Source organism: Candidatus Leptofilum sp., from assembly GCF_965223525.1.
In the GTDB taxonomy this organism is placed as follows: domain Bacteria; phylum Chloroflexota; class Anaerolineae; order Promineifilales; family Promineifilaceae; genus Leptofilum.
Map to the genome: position 1 here is coordinate 1 of NZ_CBDCWX010000003.1, position 13,009 is coordinate 13,009.

General features: G+C 48.0%; 12 protein-coding genes. 8 read left to right on the plus strand and 4 right to left on the minus strand.

What is annotated here, in order from left to right; translation table 11 throughout:
- The coding region (locus tag ACOQPM_RS00035) for a hypothetical protein (protein WP_420627169.1) at positions 1-505 on the plus strand (505 nt) is incomplete at its 5' end.
- Between the two features lie 137 nt (positions 506-642).
- Here the strand turns inward: ACOQPM_RS00035 and ACOQPM_RS00040 are convergent.
- From ACOQPM_RS00040 to ACOQPM_RS00055, 4 genes are all read right to left on the minus strand, one after another.
- The gene (locus ACOQPM_RS00040; RefSeq protein WP_420627170.1) at positions 643-1,059 is read right to left on the minus strand and encodes a response regulator; all 417 of its coding nucleotides are present in this window, start codon (positions 1,057-1,059) and stop codon (positions 643-645) included.
- 75 nt (positions 1,060-1,134) lie between these two features.
- Positions 1,135-2,805: a gamma-glutamyltransferase family protein gene (locus ACOQPM_RS00045; protein ID WP_420627171.1), complete on the minus strand. Its 1,671-nt coding sequence runs from the start codon at positions 2,803-2,805 to the stop codon at positions 1,135-1,137.
- 48 nt (positions 2,806-2,853) lie between these two features.
- Entirely contained in the window at positions 2,854-4,299 is a 1,446-nt protein-coding gene (locus ACOQPM_RS00050) for a hypothetical protein (protein WP_420627172.1), read from the minus strand.
- A gap of 134 nt (positions 4,300-4,433) precedes the next feature.
- Positions 4,434-5,381, minus strand: coding sequence for a hypothetical protein (locus ACOQPM_RS00055; RefSeq protein WP_420627173.1), 948 nt, complete (start codon positions 5,379-5,381; stop codon positions 4,434-4,436).
- A gap of 271 nt (positions 5,382-5,652) precedes the next feature.
- On the opposite strand from ACOQPM_RS00055, the gene ACOQPM_RS00060 reads away from it, so the two are divergent.
- From ACOQPM_RS00060 to ACOQPM_RS00090, 7 genes are all read left to right on the plus strand, one after another.
- Positions 5,653-6,903, plus strand: coding sequence for a M20/M25/M40 family metallo-hydrolase (locus tag ACOQPM_RS00060; RefSeq protein ID WP_420627174.1), 1,251 nt, complete (start codon positions 5,653-5,655; stop codon positions 6,901-6,903).
- Positions 6,893-7,816 carry an alpha/beta hydrolase gene (locus tag ACOQPM_RS00065; protein WP_420627175.1) on the plus strand — a complete coding sequence of 308 codons (924 nt, stop codon included), beginning with the start codon at positions 6,893-6,895 and terminating at the stop codon, positions 7,814-7,816. Before ACOQPM_RS00060 ends, ACOQPM_RS00065 begins: the two co-directional genes overlap by 11 nt.
- Positions 7,817-7,861: 45 nt before the next feature.
- Positions 7,862-8,566 (plus strand): hypothetical protein, encoded by a 705-nt coding sequence (locus tag ACOQPM_RS00070; RefSeq protein WP_420627176.1) that lies wholly within the window; start codon positions 7,862-7,864, stop codon positions 8,564-8,566.
- A 76-nt stretch (positions 8,567-8,642) separates the two neighbouring features.
- Complete coding sequence (locus ACOQPM_RS00075) at positions 8,643-9,248, plus strand: YdcF family protein (RefSeq protein WP_420627177.1); 606 nt, start codon at positions 8,643-8,645, stop codon at positions 9,246-9,248.
- Positions 9,249-9,311: 63 nt separating this feature from the next.
- On the plus strand, positions 9,312-10,469 hold the full coding sequence (locus ACOQPM_RS00080; RefSeq protein WP_420627178.1) for a M20 family metallopeptidase: 1,158 nt from the start codon (positions 9,312-9,314) through the stop codon (positions 10,467-10,469).
- Between the two features lie 24 nt (positions 10,470-10,493).
- The gene (locus tag ACOQPM_RS00085) at positions 10,494-12,137 is read left to right on the plus strand and encodes a DEAD/DEAH box helicase (protein ID WP_420627179.1); all 1,644 of its coding nucleotides are present in this window, start codon (positions 10,494-10,496) and stop codon (positions 12,135-12,137) included.
- Positions 12,138-12,481: 344 nt separating this feature from the next.
- Positions 12,482-13,009, plus strand: coding sequence for a transposase (locus ACOQPM_RS00090; protein ID WP_420627180.1), 528 nt, complete (start codon positions 12,482-12,484; stop codon positions 13,007-13,009).

Sequence of the window (13,009 nt, forward strand, 5' to 3'; positions counted from 1 at the left end):
TGACGAAGCAACCACCCAAGCCGTGGTGCAAACCATTGCCGATAGTTGGGCTTACCGGGACGTGGGCATCGGCCTTCAGCCCGGTCGTTGGCCAATTGCCACGCTGGACGGCTTTACGGTGGCGCAACCAGCCACCTTTGCCTACCAGCAGGTGGGTAGTTGGGAATGGTTTGGGGCGGGGACTACCACCTTCGTCGCGCTACGCACGGAGCCAACCACGCTGGATACGCGGGGCGTTGTCACCTCACTGGTGCGCGATGCAGGCGCAGACGTGCAGAACTTTGAGGTGGGGGAGCCGTATGAATTTCCGCTGGGGGGCTTGCTCTGGCTGCGGGTCGATTTTAGCTATGAGGACCCAGAAGCCGGTACGGTGTGGGGCTTCCTCATGGCGCGGGTCGAGGACGGACAGGACATCGTGGCCTGGGCCGAAGCACCCGCCAATCAATATAACCAGCTAGAAAACAGCGTCTTCCTCACCATGATCGCTGACCTCGCGTTGCGCTAGAACTCCCATCTGTCATTCTGACCGTAGGGAAGAATCCCGCAAGAATACAGTTGCCAACTAGTCCACTGAGCAAAGAGTCCGGCAGTTGTGACTTGGTAGGGATGCTTCGTTGCACTTGGCATGACGAGGGGTAGGGCTTACGGCCGTTCGCTATCCACCAATTTTGGCAAGGGCCCAGTTTGTAGATGGGTCATCACCGCAGTAAGGCGTTTGGATAGATCGCGAAGCTGCGTGAAGCTGATTGGCTTGTGCAAGACGAGATCAGCCTGATTACGCAGTTCTTCCCCTCGGCGCGTATCGGCAGTGACAATGATAAACACGGTATGTTCAAATCGGGGTAGTTTGCGAATCTCCTCGAGCAAACGATCGCCGCTGTAAAATGGCAGATGAACATCCAGCACAATTAAATCAGGGGTTTCGGTTGCCAAATAGTGCTTAGCTGTTGAGCCATCGGCCACGCTGGTGGTGCGGAAGCCAGCAGCCGTTAGGGCAAGCGTGAAAATTTGTGCCAAGTCGGGAACATCTTCAACGATTAGTGCGCGAGGGGTTTTCATTCAAATTCCCTTTGTGAGTCAGTTTGCAAGGTACTTCTCTGACACGGGAATTGAGAGTGAGTCACAAAATGACTATCAGGCAACGGCCGTTGCGCCACCCCGCCTGTTATCGCCTGCGGCAACGAGACGGCCGTCTGCCGTACGAGAAACAGAGTGCGCCCCACCAAAATAAATGCTGCGTACCGGCCACCGATTTACATCATATCCAATATTTTCTAATTGGTTTAAAATTTCTTCTTGAAAACCAAACTCGCATTGTAAAACTGCCTGAATCTTAGAACCAGAATTCTCAGCAGATGTTGCATCAAGGTGAAATCTTGGTGCGTTTACTGCTTCGTTAAGAGACATCTTGAAATCAAGATAATTAATTAACACTTGAATAATTGCGCTTCTGATACGCTCACTTCCCCCACTTCCTACAACTAAAAAAGGTACCCCACTTTTCAAAACGATAGTAGGAGACATCATAGTAGGTATCCTTACTCCAGGTTCCCAATTGTGAAAACCATTTGGATTAAGATCACTTTCACCGAGAATGTTGTTGGGTATAAATCCTGTTTCAGGAACAATAAAACCCGCAGTTTCACCTGCTGTTGTGGTTATGCTTACCGCTAAGCCATCTTTATCTATTACACTTAAATGACTTGTATTGCCGGCACCATTTGACTCTTGGACAACGGATGTGGGTTTGTTATTTATAAGGGCATGTTTAATTTCATTAAAGAATCTGTTGATAAAATTATTGCTTAAGAAGTAGGCAATTGCTTCACTGACGGATCGTTTTCCTATAGCGTTATCCCAATAAGGTCTAGCTCTGAGAGTTGCAGCCATAACTTCACGAAAAATTTGTGCATGTTGAACAGATCCAAATTCGACATTCTTAAAATTGATACGATTAAGCAAATTTAGTGAGAAAGCAGTAAGTATCCCACCAGTAGAGCAAGGAGGGGGCAGCAATATCTCATATTCCCTGTAAGAAATTCTTATTGAAGGAAATCTAAAAACATTGTATGAAACAAGATCTAATGCTCGTATCAGACCTCCATTTTGCCTTTGATCGTTGATAAATTTATAAGCTAGTCCATGATTCCGAAATAGCTTGTTATTCACAAGTGTTGTCCAATTTTCTCTTCGCGCATATTTGACCCCTTCTTGTGCTAATTGTTCTAGCGAAAAAGCAAGACCAGGAATTTTGAAGAATTCCTGAGATTTAACAATGTGACCATTTGGGGCGAAAATTTCTTGCATTTCTGGTGTGTGTGTGAATATTGGACCTAATAGTTTACAAGTGTCTGCTTGGAACTTGGCAATGCTTATTCCATCAGTAGCTAGAGATATGGCTGGTTCTAGGAGGATTTCTAAGGGTAATCTGCCATGATCTGCTGCCATTTGGCACAAACCAGCAATGTTGCCAGGAACTGCAACAGACGCTCTACCCACGAAAAAAGATTGCTTGCTACTACCGAAATCAACCTCAACTGAATTGAAATCTAAACTTTTATCAGAATGTTTGTTACCTTCAAGACCTGGCATTGCACTGAAGAAATCGTAAACTAAACTTCGACCATTCTGGCTATCGTAAATATTGGCAAAGCCCGATCCCCCAAGATGGACAACTCCAACCTCGGAAACAAATGAGGCAAAGGTGGCTGCTATAGCTGCATCTACTGCATTTCCTCCTTTTTGTAAGATATAAGCTCCTGCATTAACAGTATGTTCCCCGCCGGCTGCAATGATCCCGTTCATAATTATTTAGTAATTTCCTTAGTATTCATCAGTGTCCATCTCCTAACCCTAAAGAATTGACCAATCATCCCAATATACAGGGGTCGCAGGGGACAAAAATTCTGCTTCTAGAACTATAGAGCAGTTTCTGAGTAAGTTGATGGCACGAATAGGATTTTTCCCTACGATCATGATGCCTACTTGGTTAGGGCCATAGGTCAAAGTTGGCGGTATTGTAATAATTATTCCCTCTCCTTTCGTTTCATCAAATAGCAAACCAGAATCTTTTAACTTGCGCTTAATGGACTCGAAAGAATTCGAGGGAGCGTTAGGACTTGGGGTGTGGAGATGCAATGAATCTTGGGTAATTACTGAGATATTTAGAGGTAAGTTCGGCAGATCAGGAGTGTCAATATTGTTACCTTGAGTTATCGAATAAAGAAGATTTAAGGGAGACACTACAGCTGTTTGTCTAGCATTACGCTCAGCAATATAAAGTTTCTCATTATATCGGCTGATCATCCAATCGATATTACCAAAACCACGAAATCCCTTTTTTCGCCACTCTTTTGTCAATTCCTCAATATATTCTTCGATTATTGGGATGAATTTATTAATTTTTGAATTACGAATTGGATACATAAAGCCAGTAAATTCTCTTTTGTTGGTTAATATTTGCCCAGTGTGTGCAACGATATGCGTTTTGAAATCATCGACATAGAATAATGAACCTGGAGATGCATATAATTCAAGTAACTCACTGACCACAAATTGGAAGGAATGACTATCATCTGCAAACAAGTTCATTCTATCTATAAAATCGTTTAATGATAAAAGCTCACGAGTTTCATGCACGAAGTACTTATTATTTATCTGCTCAACAGTGATGTTGCCAAGACCCCCACCACTTCTTGCCTGACGAATGAATAATTTATTAGACAAAAAATTTTTATTATCTTCATTCAAAAATCCCACAATAGATTCCAAGAAATTTCTTTTGTTTACCACTTTAGTTTTGGGAAAAGGAATACCCTTATTGGTGCATTCCTGAAACAGCACCGTTTTATCATTCATTTGACCAATGATATCAGTTGGAACTGCTAGGCTTGAGTGAATCCAGTTGTGTTTTTCTGCAGCTTCATAAAATGAATTTGAATGCATATAAGGTTGCAATTTAGGTTTCGATTTTTTAACTTTACTAGCCAGTTTTGGATCAAAAGCCTCGATTAGCTCGAAAATTGTATAGGAGGAAATACTTTGTTGGGACATGTCCTCAGTAGATTCTTCAGAGGCAAATTTTAGAAGTGTAACATTCGAGACCCTCTTTATCTTGCAAATATAATTGAAAAACTCTTCTGGGCAATCAGTTGAAACTGCGACGATGTCACCTGTTTTTGCCATTGCAATTACTCTATTTTGCAAATGCATGCATTTATCTTTTAATGGTCCAATGACACCTTTGCCACTAGAGTTTAAAGCGTCAAATATATTTTGTATATGAAACTCTTTTTGCATAATGATTTCCTTCGCTAAGGTTGGCTAATGTAAATGGGTAATGAATGTCACTTCAAAATAGATTAAGAATAGAAAATCCGAGGAGGAGTTGAAAATATTTTTTTGCTTTGTATCTGGGAAGATGAAACTTAAGATTAGAGAGATGACCCTCCACCGGAAATGAAAAGTTGGCTTAGCTCGATTGGTTGTGCATCTGCAAATAGCTCTTTCATAAAATAATCTCGAAAACCTTCGACTACAGAACCAGTTAAATCTTCTATGATAAAAACACCGGCTAAATACTCTCCCTCACCCTGATTTGTCATTCTAGTACCGATATCCGAGAGGATTAAATATGTTTTGTCAACGATGACAAAGGTGGAAATGCGCTCTGTTTGCATTTTCATTATTTTAATTGATGGATTTCTAGTCCTTTCCCTAATCTGGAGAACCTCATGACAGTGATTAAATTCAACTTCTCCCAATGTCTCGCTAGTCAAATCTATATTGGTGTCAGGCATTTGAATTATTCGAAAATAGGTAAAGAATTTATCCTGTCGCTTATTTAATAGTTCCTCGATTGCAGTTAAATACTGAAGACGCCATGTGCGGTTTGTCTCCTCTACCTCACTTGAGTTCTGTACCTCCAACAAAGATCTGTCAAATTTTTTGTCACTATAACCGGAAATCAAAATTTCCTCTTGGGCTGTATTTACAATTTCCATAACTCTTTTGAAAACCGTTCCTTCTCTGAGTTCTCCCCGGACCCAACGATCATTAACATATTCAAAAGAAGTCCCTATGGCTTTCATGGTTCTATCAATTCGTTGATCAATGATTTCGACTTTATCTTCAATTTTGTCATTATGTCGTGCCAATTTTTCCCCAAAGATAGAGAGCTCTTGTTCAACTAGCTGAGTCAAAGTTTTCCCGCTTTTTGAAACGTAAAATGTACTTAGGACGATTAAAACCGCAAAAGTGAAAATTAAACCATTTTCTAGTTCTATTGACTGTGTTTCTAAATATTCTTCGACAACAACTGCGAAGACAACGCCAGCGACCAAGAAAATGGGACGTTCAAGAATGTGCCTAAATCCATCCATAGTGTATCCTCTCCTAAATTTCTGGAAATAATTTCTTAGTTCTTAGAGGGAAAATAAATAAGAACCAAAAAATTGCTAAATAACGCTATTAATCTTTAAATTACAAAGGTTACGAATATCACACTAAGAGTTATTATATTTCGAAATATAATAATTCGCGATAACGGTAACGAAGGCTCAATTTGTTTGTCAGCAATGTTAATTGATAAAACAGTACCAACGTGGTAGAAAGATAATTTATTCAACTCATATTATATTTAAGGAAGTCTCTATGGATCACAATGCGTTATCTTCTGCTCTGAAGGAACATTTTGAAACAAATTTACCCAGTTATTTAAAGACGCTACACAAAATGGTAGGTATCAACAGCTTTACGGCCAACGCTGCCGGGGTGAATGCCTTAGGGAAGATGACGGCCGAACTGTTTGCCCCGCTTGGCTTTGAAGCGGAGTTCATCCAGTCAGCTATTATGCATTACGGTAAACATCTGGTGCTCACGCGGAACGGCCGTACCAACAAAACCATTGGCCTCGTCTCCCACTTTGACACTGTGTTTCCTGCTCATGAAGAGGAGCGCAACAATTTTCACTGGCGTGAGGAGGGCGACCGCATCTACGGCCCCGGTACGGTGGACATCAAAGGCGGCACGGTTCTCATCTACATGATGCTAGAGGCTTTGCAGCAGCATGCTCCAGAGCAGTTCGACGCCATCAACTGGGTCATTCTCATTGATGCGTCTGAAGAGGCCGAGGCGGAAGATTTCGGCCGTTTGTGCGCCAAGCGGCTGGCCGGGCCCAATACGCTGGGCTGCCTCATTTTTGAAGGCGGCAGCAAGGTGGACGACACGTATCAGATTGTAGTTGCCCGCAAAGGCATGGCAATCTTCCAGGTAAAAACGGAAGGTCGTGCCTCTCATGCTGGCAGTTTCCATCCCAACGGGGCCAACGCGGTGGTGCAGATGGCGCACACCATCCTCAAGCTGGCGGCCATCACCAACTACGAGCGGCAGGTGACGGTAAACGTTGGCACCATGCGGGGCGGTGTGGTGACCAACCGCGTGCCGCACGATGCAGAATCTTGGCTGGAGATGCGCACCTTCAAGCCCGCGGTCTTTGCCGAGACGGTGGACGAGATTTTGGCTCTCAATGGGCAATCGGATGTGCATAGTCCGTTAGACGGCTACGCTTGCTCTGTGGAAGTGAATTTGTATCGTCAAACGCCACCGTGGGCGCGGAATGAGGCCACAGATCGCCTGTTCAGCGTCTGGAAAGAGGCAGGCGAATCGCTGGGATTCGCCATTTTGCCCGAGGAGCGGGGTGGTTTGAGCGATGGCAATCATTTTTGGACGGAGGTGCCTTGCATCGACGGGCTGGGGCCATCTGGGGGCAATGCCCACTGCTCGGAGCGTAGCGAGGATGGCAGTAAAGATCAGGAATTTGTGATGGTCAGTTCATTTGTGCCGAAAGCAACGCTGAATACGATGGCGGTACTCAATTTGATCGGAGCGTTTGATGAGTCGTAGCAAAAAGCGAGGGCGTATGGGGCTTGTTGGTTGGATAATTCTTGGAATATTGGTAGTGGCGGTGGGTACGGCCGTTTGGTACGGCAATCGCATCATTGGGCAAAGCGCAGACAGATTGCTCTATCCACGGCGCACCCAGCCCAGCCAAACTCCCGCCGACTTTGGCCTCACCGCCGAAACGGTGCAATTCACTGCGGCCGATGGCGTGACGATAGCCGCCTGGTTTGTGCCGCCGCCCGAAGATGGGAGTGGCGCGGTACTCATTTACGCACATGGGTTTGGTGGCAATCGGGGCGCGCTGCTGGTTCAAGCCGCCGCCATGCACCAGGCAGGGTATGGTGCCTTGCTGGTAGATTTGCGCAATCATGGTGAGAGTGGTGACGCTATTTCCACTTGGGGCCTAGCCGAAGCGAACGATCTGATTGCCGCCTTTGGCTATCTGCAAACGCACCCAGAGGTGGACTCCGCTCGGATCGGTTTGGTTGGCAAATCAATGGGGGGTGCTGCCGCTGCCTTGGCCGCTGCCCAACTCCCTGATTTGGCCGTGCTGGTGCTGGAAAGCACCTACGCTAGTTTGGAAGAAAACATGGTCAACATTATGCCTAGCATTGCCCGTGCGCCGGGTTTTCTGGCTCCCACCGTGTTCAGCCGAATAAACGCAGCGACAGACGAACCGCTCACCGAGATTCGGACGGCGGATATTGTGCCAAATTTAGCTATGCCGCTGCTGATTATGCACGGCGAGCAGGATCGCATCGTGCCAGTGGCGCAAGGGCGTACCATTTTTGCCGCTGCTAACGAGCCAAAGCAACTGCACACCATTCCCGGCGCGGGTCATCTGAACATCTTCACCGTAGACCCCGATACCTTTACGGCGCAAATGCAGGCATTTTTAGCTGAACATTTACCGTAACCTCGGTGCATTGATTTTAGGCAAGAAAGCAGCAGGAAGGATTGAATGATCTCTTATAATCGACTGGGAACTTTAGCAGCTTGGGTATTGGCATTGGGGTGGTTGGTGGCTGTGGGCGTAAATCTATTTGTTTGGTTTCCGCAAATTCAGGAATTGCCGCCAGGCTTTTGGGACAGCAGCGAACTTTTCTTGGCGTTTGTGCGCGACAATGCACTCTCCTGGCGAATATTTCATGTTGGGGCGACGGTGGGCTTGTGTGCGGCCGTTTTCCTGGTAGGTCATTTAGCAGAGTTGAGGCGTGGAGATAGCTGTGCGCGTGGATTCACCACACTGGGCATTGTGGGGGCTGCCTTTGGCCTGATTGCCAGCCTCATTGACCAGTTGGGCACGCCTGTGGTGGCCCGCTTTGCGCAGGGCAACCCGCTGTTTGTGGCCCAAATTTGGGATTACATGGAGCCGATTCGTGATAGTGGTCTAAAGACGATTAGCTTTGCTTTTATGGGGCTGTGGCTCATTTGGCTGGCGGGCAAGCTGCGGCCAGAATCGCTGCGATTCGGTCAGTTTACCAACGTGGTGGGCATTGCGCTGACGCTGCTGGCCTTGATTGAAGCCTTGGTGCCGCCGCCGCTCGCGTACACCATTGGCGAAACGGGCATTGGCGGATTTGCCATCTTGCTGATTCCTATTTGGGGGTTGTGGCTGGCGCGCTGGTTTTGGCAGCGGGAGCTGGCGGAAGCTGGCAGCGAATGAGCGCGAATTTACCCGAATTGTTTCTTTTCGCGCTAATTCGGGTTAATTCGCTGCAAAAAATGGATGTATTTATTTGATGAAACTATTGAAAACGGCCGTTCGCCTTTTAGCACGAATAGTCACGGGCATCATGGCTCTGGTGCTTTTGCTGGGCTGGTACGCGGCGATGACGGTCTTTTTGTTTTCGCTGCGGGATGAAACGCGCTCGGCAGATGCGGCCATTGTGTTAGGAGCAGCGGTTTGGGGAGAACGGCCGTCGCCCATTTTCCGGGAGCGAATTAACCATGCCGTTCAGCTTTACCAAAACGGCACAGTAGAAAAGCTGATTTTTACGGGCGGCGTGGGCAACCGTGATGAGCTGGCCGAAGCAGAAGTGGGGCGCAATGTCGCTATCGCGCAGGGCGTCAATCCTGATGACATTTTGGTCGAAACAACCTCCACCTCTACGTTTGAAAATCTGCAAAGCGGCCAACTGGTAGCCCAGCAAAATGGGCTAGAAACGTTTCTCATCGTCAGCACGCCCAACCATATGCGCCGGGCGTTGGCAGTCGCCAATGATTTGCAGATGGCGGCGTACAGTTCGCCCACGCGCTCCATTCGCTGGATTAGCCCTGCGACGCGAACTTTTTCTTACGTGCGGGAAGTGGTGGCGTTTTCCGTCTATTTATTGAATTTAGGTTAGTGGCTGGCGGTTAGTGGTAGTTTTTTACTAACCCCTAGCAACCAGCCACTCCAAGGAATAATTATGACCCTCGATTGGGATGCCCTTTTGCAATATTGCATTGATTTTACGCAGCGGCTAATCCAGATGCCGAGTATGCCGTTTGAAGAGGCGCAGCTTGCGGAGCTGGTGGCGGCCGAATTGCAGCGGCTCAATTTTGATCAGGTGTGGATTGACGAGATTGGGAATGTAAACGGCCGTATCCGGGGCACCGATCCATCTTTGGGCGCATTGGTTTTGAACACGCATTTAGATCACGTCGATCCGGGCGAACCCAGCCTCTGGTCTGTGCCCCCCTACAGCGGCACAATCGTTGGCGACCGCATTGTGGGGCGGGGTGCCTGCGACATCAAGGGGCCGCTGGCGGTCCAGGTATACAGCATGGCGGCACTGCTGCGAATGGGCATCCGCCCCCGCCGAGACGTGGTTTTTAGCGGCGTGGTGCAGGAAGAAATCGGCGGCGCGGGTGCAAAACATTGGGTAGAGAACCTGGATTATTCGGTGGACTTGGTGGTTTTGGGTGAGCCGTCAGATAATAAAATTGCGTTGGGTCATCGAGGGATTGCGCAGATGTGGGTGCAGTTTAACGGCCGTTCCGTCCATGCCAGCGTGCCAGAGAAAGGTGTGAACCCCAACTACGCCCTCGCTAAATTTTTGCAGGATTTACAGGCGGCAAAAAGTGAGTTGTCGGCACATGAACTGCTAGGGAAAACCACCGTTTCCCCCACCATTATCGAGGTAGACACCAAAAGCACCAACGTGACTCCCGCCTGGACGCGCGTTTGCCTCGATTTCCGCACGGCAAGCGAGAGCCACCAAAGCCTCTGCGACTTTGTGCGGCGCGTGGCTGGCGCTCAGCCCGTCGTGCTGGAAGATGGTTTTTGCACCACCCCCACCCCTTTTCCCGACTCCGACGAAACAATCTACGGCTTTTACACCCCACCCAATGACGAAAAAGTACAGCGTGCCCAGGCGCTCATCAGTGCGGGCATGGAGTGTGAGGCCAAATTGAGCAGTTACCAGTTTGCTACAGACGGCCGTCACTTTGTCCCACACGGCCTCACCATGATTGGCTACGCCGCCAGCGAAGAAAGCCAGGCGCACGTGGTAGACGAACACATCTCCATTCCCAAAATGGCCGAAAGCCTGCGGGGGCATGTGGAGTTAATCAAAAACTACTAATTTGCTTTGCAGGAGGGCAAAGTGATGAATAATAAGTTTGCCAGTCAACAGGAAATGGCCCAATTTCTTAACGGGTTGCGGGATTTGGTACTCACAGAAACGGCCGCACAGCGCAAGCAAGTTCACACCCAATGGGAAAAACCACTTTCTACCCGCGTTGCCGAAGGCTTCGCCATTGAAAACGTTGGCCTCAAAGAAATTCGCAAAGATGGGCTCATTGAGCTGACCTGTTCGCGCAATATTTCCCGTTTTCGTGAAGGCGACATCCTCTGTTTAAGTCGCAACAATCCTTTTGCCCACGATCATCTCATGGTCAATTTAGTTGAAGATGAAGAAACTGAACTCATCATCTCTTGCGAGAGCCCGGTGGAATGGGACAAGGTTTTTGAGGTGAAAGACGGTTGGACGCTTGACATGGGTTTCATTGATTTGAGCAGCTACATCACCACCGCGCTAGCTGAGGCTGGGGATTCAGGTGTTGGGCGACAGCAAATTTTGCCCCTGTTGATGGGCAAATTAAAGCCTCAAATTGATCCAGGCTATTATGCAAAAGGCTTGGAAATTGCTGAAACGCTGGAACTCAACTGGGATCAATGTAATGCAATGGCAAATGCGTATGCCACCGAGTTGGCTTTTTTAGTGCAGGGGCCGCCCGGTACTGGGAAAACGCGCGTATTAGCCACATTGGCGCGGGCTTTGGTGAGCGATGGGGAGCGCGTGCTGATCTGTTCGTTTACGCACCGCGCCATCAATAATGCGCTAAACGCCCTTTACAAGCAGGATAACCAGATTGACGTGATCAAAGTGGGGCATCCCATCCAGGCCAAAGATTTGCTGGTGAAAAATTATGAGACGTTTCACGTGTCGCCGTTGGCTGATAAGCGGGGTGGCTATGTGGTTGGTGCTACCCCTTTTGCCACGCGCACGCAGCGGCTTGGCTCGGTCACATTTGACACGGTTATTTTTGATGAGGCCAGCCAAATTACGCTGCCTTTGGCCGTGATGGGCATGTTGGCTGGGCAAAAATATATCTTTTTTGGGGATGACAAACAGCTCCCTCCAGTTTTGACAACGCGCCTAACAGGAGGAGCTTTTAGCAATTCAGTGTTTGGTTATCTAAAGAAACATACCCCCACAATGTTAACGGAAACTTACCGCATGAATGAGGCTTTGACGGAGTGGCCAAGCCAACAATTTTACGGTGGCTTACTGGTGTCTGTTCCGACGGCGGCGCAGCGGCAGATTGAGCTGCCATCTCCACCCAATCGTTTAGAAGATATTTTAGACCCGGATGAACCAAAACTATTTTGGGATTTGGCACATCGCAATAATTCTTTTTACAGTGAGCGGGAAGCGTATGCGGTGGTAGATTTGATCACCACATTGCTGGGTTGCGATTTTCCGGCTGAGGAAATTGGGGTGGTGGCTCCGTATCGGGCGCAGGGGCGGCTGATTCGGAATTTACTGCGGAAGTTTGTGCCGGATACGGCCGTTCGCCAAAAAATCGTTGTGGATACCGTAGAACGAATGCAAGGTCAGGAACGGGATTTGATCATTGTTTCTTTGGCTCAACTATTAAAAGTGTGCGAATCGGGTAAAATTGGGAATCATGGAATTCCCAATCACCGATTTACTCGACAAAGAAAACTGTACACAATGGATCATTGAACATTTCCATCCCAATGGCTTTGGGTGTCCGGTCTGTCAAGTCGGCGTAGACCAAGCCCGCAAGTTCCGAACGACAAAGCGCAGTCAACTGACCGTTTACCGTTGCCAACAGTGTCAAGCCGCTTACAACTTGTATACGGGAACCGTTTTCCAACAACATCATTTGACTCCAATGCAAGTCTTGTTGCTCGTTCGCGGTGTCCTCAAAGGAGAACCTGCGACAATCTTGTCAGCCGAATTGGGCATCAACTACCCAACGGTTTTGAGGTTGCGTCATGACCTGCAAGCGAACGCGGAACAGCTCCAACCAGAAACCCCGCTCCTGGATGATGAAACTGAAACCGATGAAATGTTTCAGAATGCGGGGGAAAAAAGGGTGTGAGCATTTCGACTCAGCTGACCCGCCCCGTCGTCGCGCCAACAAACGGCGAGGGCGTGGCACGTATGCCAATGACCGACCGCCTGTTGTGGGCACAGTGGGGCGTCAATCTGGACAAGTTCGCTTGCGTGTTGTTAAAGATACAAAAGGTGAGACCCTGGTTGACCACGTGCATCGCTTTACGCTAGCTGGGTCTCAACTGTATACAGACGAATACCAAAGCTACAATCATGTGATTCGCCCACATGCCACCGTCTCTCATGGCGACAAGGAGTGGGCGCGTGATGACGATGGTGACGGGATTCGCGAAGTGCATGTCAACACGGCCGAAGGCATGTGGACGGATGTGCGTAACTTTTTAAGGATGTTCAAAGGTGTGCATAAGAAAAACTTGAGCGGTTACATTGCGATATGTGAATTCAGGCGGAATGTGAAGCGTATCTCACCGGATTTCATCTCAGCTTTGGTCACTCTGCACACTTTCGACCCATGA